The 23,471-nt window shown below is 59.5% G+C and carries 23 protein-coding genes; 9 read left to right on the top strand and 14 right to left on the bottom strand.

Translation table 11 applies throughout. The annotated features are described in order from the left end of the window. Positions 1 to 298 precede the first annotated feature (298 nt). Genes BZ163_RS13535 through BZ163_RS13510 form a run of 6 tightly spaced genes read left to right on the top strand, consistent with a single transcriptional unit; the run spans position 299 to position 6,236 of the window. Entirely contained in the window at positions 299 to 1,393 is a 1,095-nt protein-coding gene (locus BZ163_RS13535) for an ABC transporter ATP-binding protein (RefSeq protein WP_128871328.1), read from the top strand. Beyond that, positions 1,393 to 2,490 carry an ABC transporter ATP-binding protein gene (locus BZ163_RS13530; RefSeq protein WP_128871327.1) on the top strand — a complete coding sequence of 366 codons (1,098 nt, stop codon included), beginning with the start codon at positions 1,393 to 1,395 and terminating at the stop codon, positions 2,488 to 2,490. Before BZ163_RS13535 ends, BZ163_RS13530 begins: the two co-directional genes overlap by 1 nt. Beyond that, entirely contained in the window at positions 2,487 to 3,353 is an 867-nt protein-coding gene (locus BZ163_RS13525; RefSeq protein WP_128871326.1) for a carbohydrate ABC transporter permease, read from the top strand. The genes BZ163_RS13530 and BZ163_RS13525 overlap by 4 nt, the downstream gene beginning before the upstream one ends. Before the next feature lie 8 nt (positions 3,354 to 3,361). Further along, entirely contained in the window at positions 3,362 to 4,162 is an 801-nt protein-coding gene (locus BZ163_RS13520; protein ID WP_128871325.1) for a carbohydrate ABC transporter permease, read from the top strand. A 10-nt stretch (positions 4,163 to 4,172) separates the two neighbouring features. Then, positions 4,173 to 4,445, top strand: a complete 273-nt coding sequence (locus tag BZ163_RS13515) for a DUF2160 domain-containing protein (RefSeq protein ID WP_064678759.1) — start codon at positions 4,173 to 4,175, stop codon at positions 4,443 to 4,445. Positions 4,446 to 4,493: 48 nt separating this feature from the next. After that, positions 4,494 to 6,236: an ABC transporter substrate-binding protein gene (locus tag BZ163_RS13510; protein ID WP_128871324.1), complete on the top strand. Its 1,743-nt coding sequence runs from the start codon at positions 4,494 to 4,496 to the stop codon at positions 6,234 to 6,236. Positions 6,237 to 6,541: 305 nt separating this feature from the next. Here BZ163_RS13510 and BZ163_RS13505 read toward each other — a convergent pair whose 3' ends face one another. The 3 genes from BZ163_RS13505 to BZ163_RS13495 form a co-directional block, all read right to left on the bottom strand. Beyond that, positions 6,542 to 7,039 carry an RES family NAD+ phosphorylase gene (locus BZ163_RS13505; protein WP_128871323.1) on the bottom strand — a complete coding sequence of 166 codons (498 nt, stop codon included), beginning with the start codon at positions 7,037 to 7,039 and terminating at the stop codon, positions 6,542 to 6,544. Beyond that, a complete protein-coding gene (locus tag BZ163_RS13500) occupies positions 7,039 to 7,608 on the bottom strand; it encodes an antitoxin Xre/MbcA/ParS toxin-binding domain-containing protein (protein ID WP_128871322.1) in 570 nt (189 codons plus the stop codon). Before BZ163_RS13500 ends, BZ163_RS13505 begins: the two co-directional genes overlap by 1 nt. 295 nt (positions 7,609 to 7,903) lie before the next feature. Next, entirely contained in the window at positions 7,904 to 8,266 is a 363-nt protein-coding gene (locus BZ163_RS13495) for a DUF6124 family protein (RefSeq protein WP_128871321.1), read from the bottom strand. 674 nt (positions 8,267 to 8,940) lie between these two features. On the opposite strand from BZ163_RS13495, the gene BZ163_RS13490 reads away from it, so the two are divergent. The 3 genes from BZ163_RS13490 to BZ163_RS13480 all read left to right on the top strand — a co-directional run bounded on the left by BZ163_RS13490 (position 8,941) and on the right by BZ163_RS13480 (position 10,644). Then, positions 8,941 to 9,225, top strand: a complete 285-nt coding sequence (locus tag BZ163_RS13490; protein WP_128871320.1) for a PAAR domain-containing protein — start codon at positions 8,941 to 8,943, stop codon at positions 9,223 to 9,225. Beyond that, positions 9,222 to 9,611, top strand: a complete 390-nt coding sequence (locus BZ163_RS13485; protein ID WP_128871319.1) for a hypothetical protein — start codon at positions 9,222 to 9,224, stop codon at positions 9,609 to 9,611. The genes BZ163_RS13490 and BZ163_RS13485 overlap by 4 nt, the downstream gene beginning before the upstream one ends. 238 nt (positions 9,612 to 9,849) lie before the next feature. Beyond that, entirely contained in the window at positions 9,850 to 10,644 is a 795-nt protein-coding gene (locus BZ163_RS13480) for a nucleotidyltransferase domain-containing protein (protein ID WP_128871318.1), read from the top strand. 319 nt (positions 10,645 to 10,963) lie between these two features. On the opposite strand, the gene BZ163_RS13475 is transcribed toward BZ163_RS13480, so the two are convergent. The 11 genes from BZ163_RS13475 to nuoE form a co-directional block, all read right to left on the bottom strand. After that, entirely contained in the window at positions 10,964 to 11,278 is a 315-nt protein-coding gene (locus BZ163_RS13475; protein WP_128871317.1) for a DNA-binding transcriptional regulator, read from the bottom strand. A 210-nt stretch (positions 11,279 to 11,488) separates the two neighbouring features. After that, positions 11,489 to 12,952 carry an NADH-quinone oxidoreductase subunit NuoN gene (nuoN, locus tag BZ163_RS13470; protein WP_128871316.1) on the bottom strand — a complete coding sequence of 488 codons (1,464 nt, stop codon included), beginning with the start codon at positions 12,950 to 12,952 and terminating at the stop codon, positions 11,489 to 11,491. 7 nt (positions 12,953 to 12,959) lie between these two features. Then, on the bottom strand, positions 12,960 to 14,492 hold the full coding sequence (nuoM, locus tag BZ163_RS13465; protein WP_128871315.1) for an NADH-quinone oxidoreductase subunit M: 1,533 nt from the start codon (positions 14,490 to 14,492) through the stop codon (positions 12,960 to 12,962). A 40-nt stretch (positions 14,493 to 14,532) separates the two neighbouring features. Further along, on the bottom strand, positions 14,533 to 16,386 hold the full coding sequence (gene nuoL, locus BZ163_RS13460; RefSeq protein ID WP_128871314.1) for an NADH-quinone oxidoreductase subunit L: 1,854 nt from the start codon (positions 16,384 to 16,386) through the stop codon (positions 14,533 to 14,535). Next, positions 16,383 to 16,691 carry an NADH-quinone oxidoreductase subunit NuoK gene (gene nuoK / locus BZ163_RS13455; RefSeq protein ID WP_010458852.1) on the bottom strand — a complete coding sequence of 103 codons (309 nt, stop codon included), beginning with the start codon at positions 16,689 to 16,691 and terminating at the stop codon, positions 16,383 to 16,385. Before nuoK ends, nuoL begins: the two co-directional genes overlap by 4 nt. 2 nt (positions 16,692 to 16,693) lie before the next feature. Then, a complete protein-coding gene (gene nuoJ / locus BZ163_RS13450) occupies positions 16,694 to 17,197 on the bottom strand; it encodes an NADH-quinone oxidoreductase subunit J (RefSeq protein ID WP_007905076.1) in 504 nt (167 codons plus the stop codon). A 9-nt stretch (positions 17,198 to 17,206) separates the two neighbouring features. Next, positions 17,207 to 17,752 (bottom strand): NADH-quinone oxidoreductase subunit NuoI, encoded by a 546-nt coding sequence (nuoI, locus tag BZ163_RS13445; protein ID WP_019648466.1) that lies wholly within the window; start codon positions 17,750 to 17,752, stop codon positions 17,207 to 17,209. Positions 17,753 to 17,764: 12 nt separating this feature from the next. Continuing rightward, on the bottom strand, positions 17,765 to 18,772 hold the full coding sequence (gene nuoH / locus BZ163_RS13440; RefSeq protein WP_128871313.1) for an NADH-quinone oxidoreductase subunit NuoH: 1,008 nt from the start codon (positions 18,770 to 18,772) through the stop codon (positions 17,765 to 17,767). Further along, positions 18,769 to 21,483 (bottom strand): NADH-quinone oxidoreductase subunit NuoG, encoded by a 2,715-nt coding sequence (gene nuoG, locus BZ163_RS13435; protein WP_128871312.1) that lies wholly within the window; start codon positions 21,481 to 21,483, stop codon positions 18,769 to 18,771. Before nuoG ends, nuoH begins: the two co-directional genes overlap by 4 nt. Positions 21,484 to 21,620: 137 nt before the next feature. Further along, entirely contained in the window at positions 21,621 to 22,976 is a 1,356-nt protein-coding gene (nuoF, locus tag BZ163_RS13430; protein WP_017339604.1) for an NADH-quinone oxidoreductase subunit NuoF, read from the bottom strand. Next, positions 22,973 to 23,470, bottom strand: a complete 498-nt coding sequence (gene nuoE, locus BZ163_RS13425) for an NADH-quinone oxidoreductase subunit NuoE (RefSeq protein WP_128871311.1) — start codon at positions 23,468 to 23,470, stop codon at positions 22,973 to 22,975. The genes nuoF and nuoE overlap by 4 nt, the downstream gene beginning before the upstream one ends. Position 23,471 lies beyond the last annotated feature (1 nt).

Below are 23,471 nucleotides of genomic sequence, written 5' to 3'. Positions count from 1 at the left end.
ACGCGCCACCTCCCTGTAGGAGCCCGGCTTGCCGGCGAAGGCGTCATCGAATCGCTCAGCTCGCAGCGCTCCTACAGGGAATGCGAAACGCGTCCATAGAGTGTTGTTCACTATTGTTCATTGTCAATCGACGTGTTGTTCAAATGTTCAGTGAAGGTTGTTCATTTCTGTTCAGCAATGAACACGGTTTTTCCGTTCTGTGAGGAATTTTCAAACCGGATCAAACGCTTATATTTTCTGGCACGAATGTCGCTCTATCGCTCAGGTCGCTTGACTCCAATAATAAAAAGGCCGAGCCATGTCATTAACCCTGGAGCACGTCAGCCGTACCGTCGAGGGCCAGACCTGGATCGACGACGCTAACTTAAGTTTCGAGCCTGGATCCTTCAACGTTTTGCTCGGCCGCACCCTGTCCGGCAAAACCAGCCTCATGCGCCTGATGGCCGGGCTGGACAAGCCCGACAGCGGCCGCATCCTGATGAACGGCGTCGACGTCACCCAGCGCCCGGTGCGCCTGCGCAATGTGTCGATGGTCTATCAGCAGTTCATCAACTACCCGACCATGACGGTGTTCGAGAACATTGCTTCGCCGTTGCGCCAGGGCGGTGTTTCCAACGAGCTGATCCAGAGCAAGGTGCTGGCAACCGCGAAGATGCTGCGCATCGAAAAATTTCTGCAGCGCTATCCGCTGGAACTCTCCGGCGGCCAGCAACAGCGCACGGCCATGGCCCGGGCGCTGGTCAAGGACGCCGAGCTGATCCTGTTCGACGAGCCACTGGTCAACCTCGACTACAAGTTGCGCGAGGAACTGCGCCAGGAGATGCGCGAGCTGTTCAAGGCGCATCACACCATCGCCATCTATGCCACCACCGAACCCAACGAAGCCCTGGCCCTGGGCGGCACCACGACCATTCTCCATGAAGGTCGGGTGATCCAGAGCGGCAAGTCCTCGGCGGTGTATCACCAGCCGCAGACCGTACTGGCCGCCGAGCTGTTCAGCGAGCCGCCAATCAACCTGATGCCCGGCCGCATCGCCGGCAACGAAGTGAGTTTCGCCAATTTCGTGCACTTTCCGTTGAACGTGGACCTGCGGCCGGTGGGCGAGGGCGAGTTCCGCTTCGGCGTGCGGCCCAGCCACATTTCGCTGGTGCCCAGCAACGATGACGATCTGGAACTGGCGGTGACCGTCGAAGTGGCGGAGATCAGCGGTTCGGAAACCTTCCTGCACGTGCGCAACGAGCATTTCCTGCTGGTGCTGCACCTGCCCGGGGTCCATGAATACGACGTCGACGCGCCAATTCGCATCTACATACCGACCCATAAACTGTTTGTGTTCGATATGCAGGGGCGGCTGGTCCAGGCGCCCGGTCGCCGTATCGCGAGGGTTGCCTGATGGCCGAAATCCGTTTGCAGAACCTCGCCCACAGCTACATCCGCACGCCGACCGGTCCCGACGATTATGCGATCCGCGAGATGGACCATGTCTGGGAGCAGGGCGGTGCCTACGCCTTGCTCGGGCCTTCGGGCTGCGGCAAGTCGACCTTGCTCAACATCATTTCCGGGTTGCTCAGCCCATCCCAGGGCCAGGTGCTGTTCGACAGCAAAGTGGTCAACGCGCTGACCCCGGAGAAGCGCAATATCGCCCAGGTTTTCCAGTTTCCGGTGGTCTACGACACCATGACGGTGTACGACAACCTGGCCTTCCCGCTGCGCAACCAGGGCATGGCGGAGGCGAAGATTCACAGCAAGGTGCAGGAAATCGCCGAAGTGCTCGACCTCCAGGCATTGCTGAGCAAGAAGGCGCGCAACCTCACCGCCGACGAAAAACAGAAAGTCTCCATGGGCCGGGGATTGGTGCGCGATGACGTGTCGGCCATCCTCTTCGACGAACCGTTGACGGTGATCGACCCGCACCTGAAGTGGAAGCTGCGGCGCAAGCTCAAGCAGATCCACGAGCAATTCAACATCACCATGGTCTACGTCACTCACGATCAGCTGGAAGCCTCGACCTTTGCCGACAAGATTGCGGTGATGTACGGCGGGCAGATCGTGCAGTTTGGCACGCCGCGGGAACTGTTCGAGCGCCCGAGCCACACCTTTGTCGGCTATTTCATCGGCAGCCCGGGCATGAACCTGATCGAGGTAACGCCGCAACCGGGGGGCGTCGGGTTCGCCTCGACTCACTTGCCGCTGTCCGCTGCCCAGCAACAGCGCATCGCCGAGTCCGAGTGGCACACCCTGAAGGTCGGTATCCGGCCGGAGTTCGTCCACGTGTGGGATGAACCCTTCGATGACGCGCTGCGGGCCCAAGTCGTACACGTCGAAGACCTGGGCACCTACAAGATCGTGACCCTGGACCTCGACGGCGCGCCGCTGAAAGTGCGCCTGGCCGAAGACAAACCGGTGCCAGAAGGTACGGCGTACATCAGCTTCCCGGCGCAATGGCTGATGGTGTATGCCAATGACTACCTGCTGGAGGCGCAGCCATGAACAAGGTCTATAACAACAAGGCGTGGTGGTTGGTGTTGCCAGTGTTTTTGCTGGTGGCGTTCAGTGCGGTGATCCCAATGATGACCGTGGTCAACTACTCGGTGCAGGACATCTTCGACCAGTCCAGCCGCTACTTCGTCGGCGCCGACTGGTACCGCCAGGTGCTGCTCGATCCTCGCTTGCATGATTCGCTGCTGCGCCAGTTCATCTACTCAGGGTGCGTGCTGCTGATCGAAATCCCCCTGGGCATCGCCATCGCCCTGACCATGCCGACCAAGGGCCGCTGGTCGTCGCTGGTGCTGATCATCCTGGCGATTCCGCTGCTGATCCCGTGGAACGTGGTCGGCACCATCTGGCAGATCTTCGGCCGGGCGGACATCGGCCTGCTCGGCGCGAGCCTCAAGGCCATGGGCATCAACTACAACTACGCGGCCAACACCATGGACGCCTGGGTCACGGTGCTGGTGATGGACGTCTGGCACTGGACGTCGCTGGTGGCGCTGTTGTGTTTTTCCGGCCTGCGGGCAATTCCGGACGTGTACTACCAGGCGGCGCGGATCGATCGGGCTTCGGCCTGGGCGGTGTTCCGGCACATCCAGTTGCCCAAGCTCAAGAGCGTGCTGCTGATCGCGGTGATGTTGCGGTTCATGGACAGCTTCATGATCTACACCGAACCGTTTGTGTTGACGGGCGGCGGTCCGGGTAATGCCACGACGTTCTTGAGTCAGACCTTGACTCAGATGGCCGTAGGGCAATTCGACTTGGGACCCGCTGCTGCTTTCTCCCTGGTGTATTTCCTGATCATTTTGTTGGTGTCCTGGCTGTTCTACACCGCCATGACTCACTCTGACGCCAACCGCTGAGGTCCGCCATGAGTAAAAGAAAGCTCATTCCGCTGTTGATCTACATCCTGTTCCTGCTGGTACCGATTTACTGGCTGCTGAACATGTCCTTCAAGAGCAACGGTGAAATACTCGGCGGCCTGACGCTGTTTCCCCAGGACTTCACCTTCGCCAACTACAAGGTGATCTTCACCGATCCGAGCTGGTACAACGGTTACCTCAACTCGCTATACTACGTGAGCCTGAACACGGTGATCTCGCTGAGCGTGGCGCTGCCGGCGGCGTACGCGTTCTCGCGTTATCGTTTCCTCGGTGACAAGCACCTGTTCTTCTGGCTGCTGACCAATCGCATGGCACCGCCGGCGGTCTTTCTGCTGCCGTTCTTCCAGCTGTATTCCTCGATCGGGCTGTTCGATACGCACATCGCGGTGGCGTTGGCCCATTGCCTGTTCAACGTGCCGTTGGCGGTGTGGATTCTCGAAGGCTTCATGTCCGGCGTGCCCAAGGAGATCGACGAAACGGCCTACATCGACGGCTACAGTTTCCCCAAGTTCTTCGTCAAGATTTTCGTCCCGCTGATCGGCTCCGGGATCGGTGTCACGGCGTTTTTCTGCTTCATGTTTTCCTGGGTCGAGCTGCTGCTGGCGCGAACCCTGACCTCGGTGAACGCCAAGCCCATCGCCGCGGTGATGACGCGCACGGTCTCGGCGTCGGGCATCGACTGGGGCGTGCTGGCAGCGGCGGGGGTGTTGACCATCCTGCCGGGCATGCTGGTGATCTGGTTTGTTCGCAACCACGTGGCCAAGGGCTTTGCCCTGGGCCGGGTATGAGGAACTGATGATGGAATGGATGAGTTGGACCGTCCCCACCGCGGCGTTCTTCTGCGCCATTGCCTTGATCCTGGTGGGCATGACGACCTGGGAGCTACGCTCACCGAGTGTCCCTCGGCGGGGTTTCCTGCCGATTGCCACCACCCGTGGCGATCGGCTGTTTATCGGTCTTCTCGGCAGCGCCTACCTGCATTTGCTGGTAATCGGCGCTACCGAATGGAGCATCTGGGTCGCGTTCGCGGTGTCCCTGGTGTGGCTGTTGGCTGTGATGCGTTGGGGCTAGTCGAAATCGATCGGCAACGTTGCTCCGAAACCTAAACAGGAGGTCTCTATGTTCGACAAAAACAATAAGCTGCGACATAGCGTTTCATTGGCAGCCATGCTGGCACTCAGCGGTTTGAGCGCTGCGGCCTGGGCCGATGCCTATGAAGACGCCGCCAAAAAATGGATTGGCAGCGAGTTCAAACCGTCCACCCTCACGCCAGAGCAGCAGCTCGCGGAGTTGAAGTGGTTCATCAAGGCCGCCGAGCCGTTTCGCGGGATGAACATCAAGGTGGTCTCGGAAACCATCGCCACCCACGAATATGAATCCAAGGTACTGGCCAAGGCCTTTACCGAGATCACCGGGATCAAGCTGACCCACGACCTGCTTCAGGAAGGCGACGTGGTGGAAAAGCTGCAGACCCAGATGCAATCGGACAAGAACATCTATGACGGCTGGGTCAACGACTCGGACCTGATCGGCACGCACTTTCGCTACGGCAAGACCGAATCGATCACCGACCTGATGGCCAACGAAGGCAAGAACTACACCTCGCCGACCCTGGACATCAAGGACTTCATCGGCATTTCCTTCACCACCGCACCGGACGGCAAGATCTATCAGCTCCCCGACCAGCAATTCGCCAACCTCTACTGGTTCCGCGCCGACTGGTTCGAGCGGGCGGACCTGAAGGCGAAATTCAAGGAAAAGTACGGCTACGAATTGGGTGTACCGGTGAACTGGTCGGCCTATGAAGACATCGCCAAATTCTTCAGCGAGGACGTCAAGGAAATCGACGGCAAACGCATCTACGGGCACATGGACTATGGCAAGAAAGACCCGTCCCTGGGCTGGCGTTTCACCGATGCCTGGTTCTCCATGGCCGGCGCTGGCGACAAGGGCATCCCCAACGGCTTGCCGGTGGACGAGTGGGGCATCCGCGTCGAGGACTGTCATCCGGTCGGCTCCAGCATTACCCGGGGCGGCGACACCAACGGCCCGGCGGCGGTCTATGCCACCACCAAATACGTCGACTGGCTGAAGAAATATGCCCCGCCGGAAGCGGCGGGCATGACCTTCTCCGAGTCCGGCCCGGTGCCCTCCCAGGGCAACATCGCCCAACAGATCTTCTGGTACACCGCGTTTACCGCCGACATGACCAAACCGGGCCTGCCGGTGATGAACACCGACGGCACGCCGAAGTGGCGCATGGCTCCATCGCCGAAAGGTCCGTATTGGGAAGAGGGCATGAAACTCGGTTATCAGGACGCCGGTTCCTGGACCTTCCTCAAGTCCACGCCCGAGAAGCAACGACTGGCGGCCTGGCTGTACGCGCAGTTCGTGACCTCGAAAACCGTCTCGCTGAAGAAAACCATCGTCGGCCTGACCCCGATCCGCGAATCGGACATCAACTCCCAGGCCATGACCGACCTGGCACCGAAACTCGGCGGCCTGGTCGAGTTCTACCGCAGCCCGGCCCGCGTGCAATGGACCCCGACCGGAACCAACGTGCCGGACTATCCGCGGCTGGCGCAACTGTGGTGGAGCCACATCGCCGAAGCCGCCAGTGGCGAGAAGACCCCGCAACAGGCGCTGGATGGCCTGGCCAAGGATCAGGACGCGATCATGACCCGTCTGGAACGTTCGAAGGCACAAGCGACCTGCGCACCGAAAATGAATCCTGAGCGGGATGCGCAGTACTGGTTCGATCAGCCAGGCGCACCGAAGCCGAAACTGGCGAACGAGAAGCCTAAAGGGGAAACCGTGAGTTATGCCGAACTGCTGAAATCGTGGGAGGCGGCGCGTAAGTAACCGGCTGGACCTTGAAATACGAACGGCACCGGAAGGTGCCGTTTTTGTTTGTGCCTGTGCCACCGCTTTCGCCAGCAAGCCGGCTCCTACAGGTTTTGCGTCTGTCACACTGGGTGCGAACACCACAGATCCCTGTGGGAGCTGGCTTGCCAGCGAAGAGGCCATCCCGGACAACAAAGCTCTCCAGCCTGAAACACTCACGATGACGACAGACCACCTGCGCCTGCTCCACCGCCATCGCGGGCAAGCCCGCTCCCACAAGTTTTGATCGACTGTGCGTTGGGTACTTGAGGAAAGGATGCTCTTCAGGCTTGAGGCTTATTAAGCCGACCATCCAGGCCAAAAGGCTCTTGCATCACCAGCTCGTACAAGCCATTAGCCTTTTGCGGGTTCATCAGCAAATTCCAGCTATGCGGCGACACGCTGGAAGGCACCAATACAAAGGGATGCCGGTTCAGCAGGTCAGCACCGAACTGCTGCTGGCTGCGGCTAGGCGTGCCGGGTACCAACCAATGAGGGTTTGCAATACCGTCGGGCTGCACCACGTAAATCCTCGACGGGTCCAGCACACGGGCCTGCGTCAGGCGATGGGGCTTGCAATCCAGCGCATCGAAATCCTTGTGTACGGCCACCTCAAGAATGGCCGTGGAGGCATCCAGGCTGGCATAAACCGTGGCCATGCCTTTAGGGTTCCAGCGTCCACCCACCTTTTCTGCTCCCACACCCAAATGCCAGGTGGGGGCATACTCAGCAGCGTCAAGGCGCCAGAAGTGAATCTCACTGCCTAAAGGGTCTTTAGCCATCAATAGACCCCGTACTCGATGCGCGTCAGAAAGTCAGTCACCAGCTCATAACCCACCGAGTTGGAAATCAAATCAATGGGCATCTCACCATCCAGGCCGCGAGCAGGTTTGACCATCCATTGCTCGGCCAGCTCACGCGAGCCCAACACATCGGTGGCCTTCTCCAACACCTCGGCATAATAGAGTGCGCGCGTGCTTTGCTCGCAGGTCAAGACTTCTTCCGGGGATTTCAACCGTCGGGCCAGGGTGCGATCAGAAGCGCCCACGATCCTCGACAGCACGCCATACCGTTTGTAAACGTCACTGTGTTCAATCATGTCAATCACCGACTGAAGCGGGAAACCGTTTCTTACGGCCCTGTAAATCTCCATACGATCATCACTCACGTCGCCGTGGAGCAATATCGCAACCATGTGTGTGGCGCGAGGTGTATCAGTCCATGCCACCGCAGGCTGGTTGTTTTTCAAAAGCGCCAAGGCCGCTTCAGCGTTGCGCGATTTAGCTGTACCGACCCGATCAACCCTTACGTGGGCTCCATCGGTTGGTTCTATTTTCTTCTTGGCACTCATGGTAGCCTCCGGCGCTAAGACATCTGGCATTGACTATAATGCCAAATGGCAGAGAGCACCTAGCACTTCATTGCAAGCATTGAGAACCCCAATGCCTTGCCAATGAAGTGCTACAACAAATACTGAACAAAGTTTTGCGTCGTCACCATGGGTGCGAACACCACTGATCCCTGTAGGAGCTGGCTTGCCAGCGAAGAGGCCATCCCGGACAACAAAGCTCTCCAGCCCTTGGCACTGACTAGTCCGCCAATGGAGCGCTGCGACCGACAGTCAGCCGAAGCCACTGCGGCCGGGACTATTCAATCGGGTCAAGCCGATCCAGCGCCCGGTTCACCGCCAGCTCACCCAGCATGATGACTTGCGCGATGCCTAATAGGGTATTGCGCCTGGGCCCATCCGTGTGGTCCGCCAAATCCATCGTCATGACATTGGCCGAGGCCAGCGACTCGCAAGCATGGGCCAGCAGGGTTTCGGTATCGAGTTCCGGGTTGACGATGAACATGGTGCCGGGAGTGCGCGGTTTTTCCATGATGGGGACGTCCGGCTTTAGGTGATAGTCGACGGTGCGCTCGGCGGTGTCGTGAGGTTTTTTTGATTCGAGGGTTTCGTACGGGGATGCCGGATCGCTGTCCGGCGGATTGGGTGTGACCTTGAACATAGATGGAACTCCGATGCTATTTAAAAGGAATCACATCCTCGCTACCAAACGAAGGCGGTGACCATACGAAGGTTGGTAGACCGGGCATCGTAACCGGCGCCCCCGAAGGAGCCCTGCGCATGGCCACCATAAAAACACCGCCCAAACATTGGACAGTAAAGGGTGACGCTATGCGTCGATGCTACGGGTCTACCAAACCCGATCACTGTTTTTCAGTGACCGGCAAACGATAGAACCCATACCCAAGACACACAAGCCGGCGGATTCTGTCTTACCTGTAGGTAACGCCGCAAGGTGTTGTGGCTTTTCACGAAGTAATTTTCGAAGCGATTAAACATGAGTGTTTAAATTTCTTTGAGCGCCGCTCAGGTCAGTAGGGTTTTCACACAGTCCAGGAAGATGTCGTTGTTTAGTCTATCCATCGGGCTGCGCTCGCTCGTGAAAGAAACAACACAGACACCGCGCTTACATTTTAAAGAAAAGTTACATTTTGAAACTTCCGCTGTAGGAAATTGGTTGTTTGTTATTACGAAAATTCCTATTCGTTCATTTGACTATGCCATTGGATTGCTTTCAGCACGCATTCCACCGTCTTATTCGTCGTCGCGCAATATTCTCAATCTACGGTCGAAACCACCGTGGGCTAAGTCGCATGAAAATGGAGAAGTACATCAATGAAAGAAGGTTATTTCATTGGCTTGAATGACAAGACCACCTGCGGTGGCAAAGTCCTGGATGGCGATACCAGAGTCATGATGTATGGCCTGGCTCATGCTCGCGAAGGCGATCGAGTCACCTGTGGAGAGGACGGCGAGACTTATCGAATCGTCGGTGGCGTTTCGCACATAATCAGTCATGGCAAGCACGTGGCTGGCACGCTGGACAGCTACAGCAGTGAGCTTGGTGGTAAGGGGGGCGAATTTGCAGGTGAGAAAATTTATGAAGTTCAACTGCCATGACCAGTATCGATACCTGGTCTCATTGGGTCGCAATCATTGTTACTGGCGGCCCAATCTTACTGGCCTGTGTAAGCATTGTATTCAATCTTTATCTGAGCCGCCGTCATCTTGATGCCATGATGGAAGCCATGAAAAACAGTCGCTACACGTATATTTGGGGGGCCGCATGGCGAAGGCAAGGCTGGTTTGGAGGCTTCGTATTGATCAATAAAATTGCGGGGATGGTGTTGTGGCCAAAGGCGTACATCCGTTATGGTGAGGTGACACATATGGATATCGAAAACTTTCCGCCTCGCCTAAAACGTCTTCTGACAGTTTATATAGTGATCTTGTTTGGTTCTCTATCTTGGATGGCGATCGTAGCCATGCTGTTAAAGTTTAGGTGACTCGATGCGCGCCGATTCTCCCGGCATTTCCAGTCGAAGCCTGGTGCACCACTAGGACAAAGTGGGTGGGCCGGGTCAGATACTGGGCTATCACCCCCTGTATTGTGCCGTCCAAGTACATACAGGCACGTTGTTACATCGGGATTGGTATTTCTCCTTTTTTCAAAACTCCTACCTGATAGGTGGTTGCTCGCTCAGCTAACGATCACTAAAGTCGCTAACCAATCGGACAATTTTCATGGATAAGAGGCATGGCACAGATGCCGAGGGATTCATTAAAACCATGCCAGCTGTCAATCTCCAACCAGAGTTTGAGAGTGTTGTCGGAGATGTCTGCTTGACCTTGGTCGAGGCGCTCGGGACGGCAGTAGATAGCATCTACCTGTATGGCAGCGTTGCCTACGGACAAGCGAAACCAGGTGAGTCAGACCTGGATGTGACACTGCTGATCAATGGTCAACTTGAACTCTATAACAGCCAGCTAGCGCGTATAAAGGATGAGTTACAGGAACGACATCCAGAAGTCACCAAGATTGATTTCGATGTAGGAACTCGCACTGAAGCTCTGGCTCCTGAGAACCATTTTAGCTGGGGCTACTGGCTAAAACATCATTGCCGATGTGTTTGGGGGAATGACCTTAGCAGCGAATTTCAACGTTTTAAGCCCTCACGCGAGATCGCAATGGCAGTCAATGGAGATTTCGCTCTGGCGCTAGGGAAGTACGCCACGTCGATTGAGTGTACGACTGATACCGAGCAACTACGTCGCTTGCAGCGCGAGGCGTCGCGAAAACTCATCAGGTCGACGAACATCCTGCGTCTGGATCAGGAGCAATCGTGGCCTCTGACATTTGAGGATTATGTAGAACTCTTTTTACGAGTCGCTCCGAAAATGAGACATGAAATTGATTATTTTCTGAGGCAGGCGAGGGTGCCGGACTCCACAGCAGATACGTTTTCGGCAGCCCTCAGATCTTTTACGGACTGGATGCTCGAACAGCAAGTACGTCGCGGTATCCTACCTAAAGGGTGAGCAAGGCGGTAAGCTGCGGACGGCGCCGTTTTCCTCGGTGTCTGTGCGGACGTCTTCGCGGCCAAACCCGCCACACAGTGATTTGTGGTGCACACACCCATTGCGACCGCCGCAACCTGCGGGCTTGCCCGCGAAGAGATCATCCCTCACGACAGAGATCCCCCGCCTGAAACCTCAGTGCATCGCACCCTCAATCGCAGGAAACCCCAGCCGAAACTCCTTCATCGTCCCCGGGGGACATTGTTGCAATCTGCGGATAACGCCAAGGTGATGGGATAATTACAATTTCGTCATGTGCGTGTGGTGCAGCCTCTACCAATCAGGTCAGGGCGGCGAGCTGTTCGATGGTTTGTGGAAAGCGTTCAACCAGGCGGATCAGTGTCGTGGCTTGGGCATTTGGCGTTGCCCGTCCCTGTTCCCAGTTTTCGAGGGTTCGGGTGTTGGTACGCAGATACATGGCGAACACCGACCGGGAAAGGTTGAGTTGTAGGCGGATGGCTACCACTTCCTCGGCAGTGATGGGTACCAGTTTTGGCAGCTGAACCTTGTGGGTCCGCAGCGTAATCTTGCCTTGGCGCTCGTCGGCCAAGGCTTCGAGGCCTTCCATCAGTTCGGAAAAAATGTCACGTTTCATTGTGGGTTCTCGTGTTGATTTCTCTATTCAGCGTTTGGTCTCCAAGGTAGTACCAAGTGCTTGATTCTGGCTGTAGGACGAAACGGACAATTCGGCGAGAGCTTTCGGGGATTGCAGAAGGAGGGCAGGGCAGCGGTAACAAATCCTACAAACGCAAAAACGGCACCCGAAGGTGCCGTTTCTATTTACTACCGAGTTCCGCCTAAACGATCAACCCGCCAACCCCGCCTGCTGAACCAGGTTCAGCAACGGCTGTGGATAGAGCCCAAGGAAGAACGCCAGTGCGGCGATAGCCAGCAACATCACGCCGCCCGCACGTTGCTCCCAATGCAGTTGCGCATCGTGACGACGCAGGTTCGGTTCGATCAGGTACAAAGTGACCATCACACGCAGGTAGTAGAACACGCCGATGGCGCTGCCCAGTACCAGGGAGCCGACCAGCCACCATTGGTGGGACTCGACGCCGGTGGCGATGATGTAGAACTTGCCGATGAAACCCGCAGTCAGCGGGATGCCGGCCAGGGACAGCATCATCACAGTCAGCACGGCGGTCAGGTACGGACGGCGCCAGAACAGGCCGCGGTATTCGTACAGGGCATCGGCGTCACGGCCGTTGTACGGCGAGGACATCAGGGTGATCACGCCGAAGGCGCCGAGGCTGGTGATCACGTAGGTGACCAGGTACACGCCGATGGCTTCCACGGCCAGGCCTTTGCTCGCCACCAGGGCGATCAGCAGGTAACCGAAGTGGGCGATGGACGAGTAACCCAGCAGACGCTTGAGATTGCTCTGGGTCAGCGCCAGCAGGTTACCGAACAGGATCGACGCGATGGCGATGATGGTCAGCACGTCGCTCAGCACACCGCTGCTCGCCGCCGGCGAGATCTGGAACAGACGCACCATCACCGCGAACACCGCGACTTTCGACGCAGTAGCCAGGAACGCGGCCACCGGTGCCGGAGCACCTTCGTAGACGTCCGGGGTCCAGAGGTGGAACGGCACCAGCGACAGTTTGAACGCCAGGCCGATCAGCATCATGCCCAGGCCCAGTTGCGCCAGCGAGCTTGGCAGGCCGGTGGCCGCCAGGGCCTGACCGATGCCGTTGAAGCTCAGGCTGCCGGAGTCGGCATACAGCAGCGCCATACCGAACAACAGGAACGCGGAACCGGCGGCCGACAGCACCATGTACTTGATACCAGCTTCCAGCGAACGCTTGTTGAAGAAGGCATAGGCCACCAGACCGTAGACCGGTACCGACAGCAGTTCCAGACCGATGAACAACCCGGCCAGGTGCTGCGCGCTGACCAGCACCAGGCCGCCGGCGGCGGCCATCAGGATCAGCAGGTACAGTTCTTCGCGGTTGCCCGGGTAGCCCGAACCGCCATCGCCGAGGTAGGCGTGGGCGAGGGTCACACAAGCGAGGGTGGCGACCAGGATCAGCGCCATGTACAGACACGCGAAGCTATCGATTTGCAGCAGTGGGGTCACGGCCAGAGGCGCGACTTTCAAGGCTGGCAGGATCGACAGCAGCGCCAGGTTCAGACCTGCCACGGAAATCAGGAAGGTCTGCGAGTGGTTGCGGCGCCAGGCAATCGCCAGCATCACCACGATGATCGTGGCGCTGGTGATCAACAACGGCGCTAGCGCGATAAAGTGTTGAGTCGTGAATTCCATAGCGCTCTTACCGGGCCGAAGCGAGTTGAGTGAAGGCGGTACCGAGCCATTGCTGCACGCCATGCATCGTCGCGGCAGAGGTATCGAGGAACGGTTGCGGGTACACGCCGATGTAGATCAGCAGCGCCGCAAGCCCGACCACCATGATCATTTCGCGACCGTCCATGCCATGCAGTACCGCGTCCGATTTGGCCGGGCCGAAGTACGCGCGGTGGATCATGATCAGCGAGTAGACCGAACCGAACACCAGGCCCGACGTCGCGATGATGGTAACCACAGGCGCCGAGGGGAAGGTGCCGAGCAGGATCAGGAACTCACCGACGAAGTTACCGGTACCCGGCAAGCCCAGGGACGCCGCGGCAAAGAACAGGCTGAGGGCCGGCAGGTAGGCGATCTTCGACCACAGGCCACCCATCTCACGCATGTCGCGGGTGTGGGTGCGCTCGTACAACTGGCCACTGAGGATAAAGAGTGCCGCGGCCGACAGACCGTGCGCCAGCATCTGCATGACCGCGCCCTGCAGCGCCAGTTGGCTGCCGGAGTAGATGCCGATCAGTACGAAGCCCATGTGGGAAACGGACGAGAAGGCGATCAGACGCTTGATGTCGGTTTGCGCGAAGGCCAGGAACGCACCGTAGAAGATCCCGATCAGACCGAGGGTCATGGCGATCGGCGCAAACTCCGCCGAAGCGTTCGGGAACAGCGGCAGGGCGAAACGCAGCAGACCATAGGCCGCTGTCTTCAACAAGATACCGGCCAGGTCGACCGAACCCGCGGTCGGTGCCTGGGCGTGAGCGTCAGGCAACCAGGAGTGGAACGGCACGACGGGCAGCTTCACCGCGAAGGCGATGAAGAAGCCGAGCATCAGGATGTACTCGGTGCTCAGCGACATCTTGGTTTTCAACAGGTCGGCGTAGTTGAAGGTAATCACGCCGGTGTCGTTGAAGTTGACCAGAACCAGACCGAGGATCGCCACCAGCATGATCAGGCCGGAAGCCTGAGTGAAGATGAAGAACTTGGTCGCCGCGTAGATCCGGGTTTTCTTGCCGTCCGAAGAACTGTGACCCCAGAGCGCGATGAGGAAGTACATCGGCACCAGCATCATTTCCCAGAAGAAGAAGAACATGAACAGGTCGAGGGCGAGGAACACGCCGACGACACCGCCCAGGATCCACATCAGGTTCAGGTGGAAGAAGCCAACGTGACGCTGGATTTCTTTCCACGAGCAGAGCACCGAGAGCACGCCCAGCAGACCGGTCAGCATGATCATCAGCAGCGACAGGCCGTCGAGGGCCAGGTGCACGCTGATGCCGAAGCGCTCGATCCAGATGTGCTTGAACTCAAGCGCCCAGGTCGGGTCGGCGCCAGGCGCCGGAGCAAATGAATAGTCACCGGTGGCCCACAGCCAGAGGCCGAGGCAGAGCAACAGGGACATGGTGATCAGCGCAATCCAGCGGGGGAGGGTGGCGCCGAAGCGCTCACCCATCCAGCACAGCAGGCCGCCGATGAAGGGGATCAGGATTAGCCAAGGCAGAATCATGACGGGCTCAATTCCTTTCGCAAGTTCGCAAGGTTCATATTCAGACCGCTACCAGCACGATGGCGCCGATGACCAGCACGGAGCCGGCTGCCATCGATGCCGCGTACCAACGCAGTTGACCGGTTTCGGTACGGCTCAGGGCGGTGTGACCGCCCTTGGCCATACGCGGGATCAGACCGATGGTCTGGTCGAGCGGGTCTTTGCGCAGTACGTGGCTGATCGCCAGGTATGGCTTGACGAACAGTTTGTCGTAGATCCAGTCGAAGCCCCAGGCAGCGAACCACCAGGCCGAAAGGAAGCGGCCGATGCCGCTGTTGGCGATTGCAGTGACGAAACGCCGCTTGCCGAGGAACAGCAAGGCGGCCAGCAGGATACCGGCCAGGGCGATGGCGCCCGAAGCGATTTCCAGGCTGTGCTTGGCTTCGCCGCCGGCATGGCCGACGCTTTGCGGCAGCACGCCGTGCAGCGGCGGAACGATCATCGCGCCGATGGCGGTGGACAATACGATCAGCACCGACAGTGGCAGCCAGTGAGCGATGCCGTGACCGGCGTGCGCTTCGGTCTTCGCTTCACCGTGGAACGCGATGAAGATCAGGCGGAAGGTGTACAGCGAGGTCATGAAGGCGCCGACCAGACCTGCATACAGCAGACCCTGGTTGCCGCTGGCGAACGCTTCCCAGAGGATTTCGTCCTTGGAGTAGAAGCCTGCGGTCACCAGTGGCAGGGCCGCGAGGGCCGCGCCGCCGACGATGAAGCTGGCGTAGGCCAGTGGCAGTTTCTTCCACAGGCCGCCCATCTTGAAGATGTTCTGCTCGTGGTGGCAGGCCACGATCACCGCACCGGATGCAAGGAACAGCAGCGCCTTGAAGAAGGCGTGGGTCATCAGGTGGAAGATCGCGCCATCCCAGGCACCGACGCCCAGGGCCAGGAACATGTAGCCGATCTGGCTCATGGTCGAGTAGGCGAGGATACGTTTGATGTCGGTCTGCACCAGTGCGGCAAAACCGGCGAGGACCAGGGTCACACCGCCGACAACGCCAACCAGGTGCAGGATATCCGGCGCCAGGGAAAACAGGCCGTGGGTACGGGCGATCAGGTAGACACCGGCGGTCACCATGGTTGCAGCGTGGATCAGTGCCGAAACCGGGGTAGGGCCGGCCATCGCGTCCGCCAGCCAGGTTTGCAGCGGCAGTTGCGCGGATTTACCCACAGCGCCGCCCAGCAGCATCAGGGTGGCCATGACCATCCAGAAGTCGCCGGCCTGGAATTTCTGCGGTGCCAGCACCAGCAGTTCCTGGATGTTCAGCGTACCCAACTGTTGGAACAGGATGAACAGGCCGATCGCCATGAACACGTCGCCGATCCGGGTGACGATGAAGGCCTTGAGTGCGGCGTTACCGTTGTTGCGGTTGCTGTAGTAGAAACCGATCAACAGGTACGAGCACAGGCCCACGCCTTCCCAGCCGAAGTACAGGAACAACAGGTTATCGCCCAGCACCAGGAACAGCATGCTGGCGATAAACAGGTTGGTGTAGGCGAAGAAGCGCGAGTAACCGGCTTCACCGCGCATGTACCAGGACGCGAACAGGTGGATCAGGAAGCCGACGCCGACCACTACACCGAGCATGGTCAGGGACAGGCCATCCAGGTACAGGGCGAAGTTCGGCGTAAAGCCTTCCACCGCCATCCACTGCCACAACACCAGGGTGTAGTGACCGCCTTCAGGCGGGGCGACGTTGAACTGCCAGATCACATAAGCCGTGACGATGGCAGACAGGCCAATGGAACCGACGCCGATCAGCGCGGCCAGGTTTTCCGAGATGCGTCCACGGGAGAACGACAGCAGCAGGAAACCTATGAGAGGGAATACGAAAGTCAGATAGAGAAGATTCATCCGCGCATCTCGCTGGCAGCGTCGATATCGAGAGTGTGGAAGCGGCGATACAGCTGCAACAGAATCGCCAGGCCGATACTGGCCTCGGCGGCTGCCAGGCTGATCACCAGGATGAACATGATCTGTCCATCCGGCTGACCCCAGCGGCTACCGGCAACGATGAACGCCAGGGCGGAGGCATTCATCATGATCTCCAGGCTCATCAGCACGAAAAGAATGTTGCGCCGGACCATCAGGCCGACCAGACCGAGGCAGAACAGGATGCCGGCGACCGCCAGACCATGCTCCAGAGGGATAGCAGGCATCGTCATTGCTCCTTGGCTTCGTTGCGGCCCAGGTGGAACGCCGTGACGGCTGCGGCAAGCAGCAGCATCGAGGCGAGTTCGACCACCAGCAGATAAGGACCGAACAGGCTGATGCCCACGGCCTTGGCGTCTACGGTGGTGTGGCCGATGGCCTGGCCGCTGGCGTCGCTGAACAGCACGTACAGCAGTTCAACCAGCAGCAGGGTGCCGAGGGCGACCGGGCCGAGCCAGATACCGGGCTTGAGCCAGACGCGCTCTTGCTGAACCGAGGCGGGCCCCAGGTTCAGCATCATCACCACGAACACGAACAGCACCATGATGGCGCCGGCGTAGGCGATCACTTCCAGCACACCGGCGAACGGTGCGCCGAGGGCGAAGAACGTCATCGCCACGGCAATCAGCGAAATGATCAGGTAGAGCAGGGCGTGCACGGGGTTGGTGTTGGTGATCACGCGAAGCGTGGACACCACCGCGATACCCGATGCGAAATAGAAAGCGAATTCCATCTTTCTTCCTTAAGGCAGCAAGCTCTTCACGTTGATCGGTTCGGCTTCATTTTGCGCGGCGCCTTTCGGCTTCCCGGCAATCGCCATACCTGCAACACGATAGAAGTTGTAATCAGGGTTTTTGCCGGGGCCGGAGATCAGCAGATCTTCTTTCTCGTACACCAGGTCCTGACGTTTGAACTCGGCCATCTCGAAATCCGGTGTCAGCTGGATCGCGGTGGTCGGGCAGGCTTCCTCGCAGAGGCCGCAGAAAATGCAGCGCGAGAAGTTGATACGGAAAAACTCCGGGTACCAGCGACCGTCGTCGGTTTCAGCTTTCTGCAGCGAGATGCAGCCGACCGGGCACGCCACGGCGCACAGGTTGCAGGCTACACAACGCTCTTCGCCGTCGGGGTCGCGGGTCAGCACGATACGGCCACGAAAGCGCGGCGGCAGGTACACGGCTTCTTCCGGGTACTGCAGCGTGTCGCGCTTGCGGAAGGCGTGGCCAAAAATCATCACCAGGCTGCGAAGCTGGGTGAAGAAGCCATGCACGATGTCAAATATGTACTTCATGATTCTCTATCCTCACTGAGCCGCGACGGCGGGCGTGTTGAGCAACACGATCGCAGCGGTCACCAGCATGTTGACGAGGGTCAGCGGCAGGCAGAACTTCCAGCTGAAGTCCATCACTTGGTCATACCGTGGGCGCGGAATCGAGGCGCGCAGCAGGATGAAGAGCATGATGAAGAACGCGGTTTTCAGCGCGAACCAGATGAACGGGATCTGCGGCAGAATGCCGAACGGACCGTGCCAGCCACCGAAGAACAAGGTCACCAGCAGCGCCGAAATCAACACGATGCCGATGTACTCGCCGACGAAGAACATGCCCCATTTCATGCCGGCGTATTCAATGTGGTAACCGTCGGCCAGTTCCTGTTCCGCTTCCGGCTGGTCGAACGGGTGACGGTGAGTCACGGCGACGCCAGCGATGAAGAAGGTCAGGAAACCGAAGATCTGCGGAATGATGAACCACAGGTTCTGCGCCTGGTATTCGACGATGTCGCGCATGTTGAACGAGCCGACCTGGATCACGATGCCCATCAGCGACAGGCCCATGAACACTTCGTACGACACGGTTTGTGCCGAGGCCCGCAAGCTGCCCAGCAGGGCGAACTTGTTGTTGCTCGACCAGCCGGCGAACAACACCGCGTAGACCGACAGACCGGCCATGGCAAAGAAGAACAGGATGCCGATGTTGATATCCGCCACGCCCCAGGTCGGGGTGATCGGGATGATCGCGAAGGCAATCAGCAAGGCGCTCATGGCCACGACCGGTGCCAGGGTGAAGATCATCTTGTCGGCGAACGGCGGCGTCCAGTCTTCCTTGAAAAACATCTTGATCATGTCGGCCGCGATCTGGAACGCGCCGAACGGGCCGACGCGGTTCGGACCGTAACGGTCCTGCCAGAGGGCGAGCAAACGACGCTCGACCCAGCTCAACAACGCGCCGCACACCACCACGGCGAGCAGAATCACGATGGCCTTGAGGACCGAGATGATCACGTCAATCACTTCAGGCGTGAACCAGGTCATTGAGCTGCCTCCTGCAGACCGTCAACGGTTTTGCCAAAGATTGCTGGCGGAATGCCGGCGATGCCCGCAGGCAATGCCACCAGGCCAGCGCCCAGCTCTTCATTGATGCGCAACGGCAGACGCAGGGTCTGACCGGCCACGTTCAAGCTGAGCATGGCGCCGTCGTTGACACCCAGACGGTCGGCTTCGGATCTGGCCAGAGCGACGTAAGCGGCCGGAATGCGCTCCTGAACCGGTGCGGCTTTGGAAGAGTTCTCTTCGCTGCCGAACAGGTGGAAGAACGGCACAACCTGCCAGGTGCCCGGAGCCGGGTTGAACGCACGCGGAACACTGGCGAACCAGTTCAGCGAATCACCGGTGCTTTCGATCAGGCGGGTGCCCGGGTCGCCAGCACGGATGTGACCACCGACTTCGTCCTGGAACTTGTTCCAGGCTTGCGGCGAGTTCCAGCCCGGCGACCAGGCGAATGGCACCTGTTGACGGGGTTCGACCGAGCCCGAGTAACCTTCCATCGAGAACGAAAACGCGGTGTCTTTGTCCTGGGAGGTACGGGGTTCGTGCACGCTGATGTCGGCGCGCATGGCGGTCCGGCCGCTGTAACGCAGCGGTTCGCGGGCCAGTTTCAGGCCCTTGATGCGGAACGAGGCGGACGGTGCGGCATCGACGATGCGGTTCAGTTGCGGCGTGCTTGCAGCCACGGCAGCGGTGACGTGGTCCAGCTGGGTCCAGTCGATCGGCTGGTTCAGCAGGGTGGCGCGCAGGGCATGCAGCCAGCGCCAGCCTTCGTGCACCAGGATGCTCGCATCGAGGTAAGTCGGGTCGAAGACCTGGAAGAAGCGCTGGGCGCGGCCTTCCAGGCTGACCAGCGTACCGTCGCCTTCAGCGAAGCTGGCGGCTGGCAGGACCAGGTGCGCGCGATCGCTGGTAGCGGTCTTCTGATGGTCGGCCACGATCAGCACTTTCGCGGCGTTCAGGGCAGCATCGACGCGGGCTTTATCAGTGCGGGTGTACAGATCGTTTTCCAGCACGACGATGGCGTCGGCCTTGCCATCGATCACCGCTTGCAGCGCTTCGTCGACCGAGTTGCCGCCGAGCATGGCCAGGCCGAGGCTGTTGGCCTCTGGCACGATCAGGCTGATGGAACCGTTCTTCTCGCGCAGCTTCAGGGCTTTGGCAATGTTTGCCGCGGCTTCGATCAGCGCCTTGGAACCCAACGAGGTGCCGGCAATGATCAATGGTCGCTTGGCCGCGAGCAGGGCGTCGGCAATGCGCTTGGCCAGGTCGAGTGCTTCAGTGTCCAGGCCTTCGACGGCCGGTGCGCTGGCGTCGAGGGCGTGAGCCACGGCGAAACCGATGCGGGCCAGGTCGTCTGGAGCTGCGTGTACGCATTCTTCAGCGATGTCGTCGAGCTTGGTTTCAGCCAGGCTGGCGATGAACAGCGGGTTCAGTTCGTTCTGGCCGATGTTCTTCACGGCGGCGTCGAGCCATGGCTGAACGCGCATGGCGTCGGCCATGTCTTCGGCCTTGCCCTTGACCGATTGACGCAGGGACAGCGCCATACGGGCGGCGGTCTGGGTCAGGTCTTCACCGAGGACGAAGATCGCATCGTGGTCTTCGATGTCGCGCATGTTCGGGATCGGCAGCGGGCTGTCTTTCAACACCTGCATCACCAGACGGATGCGTTCCAGTTCGGACGCTTCGATACCCGAGTAGAAGTGCTCGGCGCCGACCAGTTCGCGCAACGCGTAGTTGCTTTCGAGGCTGGCACGGGGCGAACCGATACCGACGATGTTGCGCCCGCGCAGCAGGTCGGCGGCTTTATCCAGCGCCTCGTCGAGGGTCAGCTTGGCGCCGTTGGCCAGCAGCGGCTGACGCGGGCGATCGGTGCGGTTGACGTAGCCATAGCCGAAACGGCCACGGTCGCACAGGAAGTACTGGTTCACCGAACCGTTGAAACGGTTCTCGATGCGACGCAGTTCACCGTAGCGCTCGCCCGGGGAAATGTTGCAACCGCTGGAGCAGCCGTGGCAGATGCTCGGCGAGAACTGCATGTCCCACTTGCGGTTGTAACGCTCGGAGTGAGTCTTGTCGGTGAACACACCGGTCGGGCAGACCTCGGTGAGGTTGCCGGAGAACTCGCTTTCCAGGGTGCCGTCTTCAACGCGACCGAAGTACACGTTGTCGTGGGCGCCGAATACGCCGAGGTCGGTGCCGCCGGCGTAGTCCTTATAGAAGCGCACGCAGCGGTAGCAAGCGATGCAGCGGTTCATTTCGTGGGAAATGAACGGGCCCAGTTGCTGGTTCTGGTGAGTACGCTTGGTGAAGCGGTAACGGCGCTCGTTGTGGCCGGTCATCACCGTCATGTCTTGCAGGTGGCAGTGACCGCCTTCCTCACAGACCGGGCAGTCGTGGGGGTGGTTGGTCATCAGCCATTCAACGACGCTGGCGCGAAACACTTTCGCTTCTTCGTCGTCGATGGAGATCCAGCTGCCGTCGGTCGCTGGCGTCATGCAGGACATGACGATCCGACCACGCTTGTCGTTCTCGTCGGTGTACTGCTTGACCGCGCACTGGCGGCAAGCGCCAATGCTGCCTAGGGCGGGGTGCCAGCAGAAATAAGGGATATCGAGGCCTAGCGACAGACACGCCTGTAACAGGTTGTCCGCCCCATCGACTTCGAGCTCTTTGCCGTCTACGTGGATAGTGGCCATGGTTCAAAGTTCTTCGTTGGCCCGGTGTCAGCGGGCGTGGCTAATGGAATCTTGTTATCCGCGCGAATCAACACAGCCGCTTGCGGCGTCATCGCACGAAAAGCGAAGGGCACGGACCCTTCGCCTTTTTTAAAGCGTTAAGCGCCGACTACGATCGGCCTTGCCAGAGGCGGGACGACGGCGCTGGTGGGCGCGATGCCGGCTTCGAACTCATGGCGGAAGTATTTGATTGCGCTGCCCAACGGCTCCACGGCGCCCGGTGCGTGAGCACAGAAGGTCTTGCCCGGGCCGAGGAAACCGACCAGACCCAGCAGGGTCTCGATATCGCCGGCTTGCCCTTCACCGTTCTCGATCGCGCGCAGTAGCTTGACGCTCCACGGCAGACCGTCACGGCACGGGGTGCAGAAACCGCACGACTCACGGGAGAAGAACTCTTCCATGTTGCGCAGCAGGGACACCATGTTGACGCTGTCGTCCACCGCCATGGCCAGGCCGGTACCCATGCGGGTGCCCACCTTGGCGATGCCGCCGGCGTACATTTGTGCGTCCAGGTGTTCCGGCAACAGGAAACCGGTACCGGCGCCGCCTGGCTGCCAGCACTTGAGCTTGTAACCGTCGCGCATGCCGCCGGCGTAGTCTTCGAACAACTCGCGACCGGTGACGCCGAACGGCAATTCCCACAGGCCCGGGTTCTTGACCTTGCCGGAGAAGCCCATGAGCTTGGTGCCCATGTCTTCGCTGCCTTCGCGGGCCAACGATTTGTACCAGTCGACGCCGTCGGCAATGATCGCCGGCACGTTGCACAGGGTCTCGACGTTGTTCACGCAAGTCGGCTTGCCCCACACGCCAACGGCGGCAGGGAAGGGCGGCTTGGAGCGCGGGTTGGCGCGACGGCCTTCGAGGGAGTTGATCAGTGCGGTTTCTTCACCGCAGATGTAACGCCCGGCGCCGGTGTGGACGAACAGCTCGAAATCGAAGCCGCTGCCCAGAATGTTTTTACCCAAAAGCCCCGCTGCCTTGGCTTCTTCCACTGCACGGTTCAGGTGCTTGGCGGCGGTGGTGTATTCGCCACGCAGGAAGATGTAGCCACGGTAGGTTTTCAGCGCGCGAGCACTGATCAGCATGCCTTCGATCAGCAGATGGGGCAGTTGCTCCATCAGCATCCGGTCTTTCCAGGTGTTCGGCTCCATCTCGTCCGCGTTGCACAGCAGGTAGCGGATGTTGATGGATTCGTCTTTCGGCATCAGGCCCCACTTCACGCCAGTGGGAAAGCCTGCACCGCCGCGGCCTTTCAAGCCGGCGTCTTTCACGGTCTGGACGATGTCGTCCTGGGCCATGTCGGCGAAAGCCTTGCGCGCAGCGGCATAACCGTTCTTGGCCTGGTACTCGTCGAGCCACACGGCTTCGCCGTCGTCACGCAGACGCCAGGTGAGCGGGTGAGTCTCGGCCGACCGCTTGATGCGGTTGGCAGGTCCGAAGGAAGTCAGGGTCATACGTAGCCCTCGAGCAATTTGGCAACGCCGGCAGGCTGCACATCACCGAACGTGTCGTCGTCGATCATCAACGCCGGCGCCTTGTCACAGTTGCCGAGGCAGCAGACCGGCAGCAGGGTGAAACGACCGTCGGCGGTGGTCTGACCCAGGCCGATCCCCAGTTTGCTCTGGAGTTCGCTGACCACGGATTCATGGCCGCCGATGTAGCAGACCATGCTGTCGCAGACGCGAATGATGTGACGGCCGACCGGCTGACGGAAGATCTGGCTGTAGAACGTCGCCACCCCTTCAACGTCGCTGGCCGGGATGCCGAGGATCTCGCCGATGGCGTACAGAGCGCCATCAGGCACCCAGCCACGTTCCTTCTGGACGATCTTCAGGGCTTCGATCGACGCCGCGCGCGGGTCTTCGTAGTGATGCAACTCGTGCTCGATGGCCGAGCGCTCGGTTTCGCTCAGGGCGAAACGGTCTGTCTGGATAAGCGTGCTGTTCATG

It is taken from the genome of Pseudomonas sp. VI4.1 (assembly GCF_002029345.1).
In the GTDB taxonomy this organism is placed as follows: Bacteria; Pseudomonadota; Gammaproteobacteria; order Pseudomonadales; family Pseudomonadaceae; genus Aquipseudomonas.
This window is presented reverse-complemented; position numbering and strand designations above follow the sequence as displayed.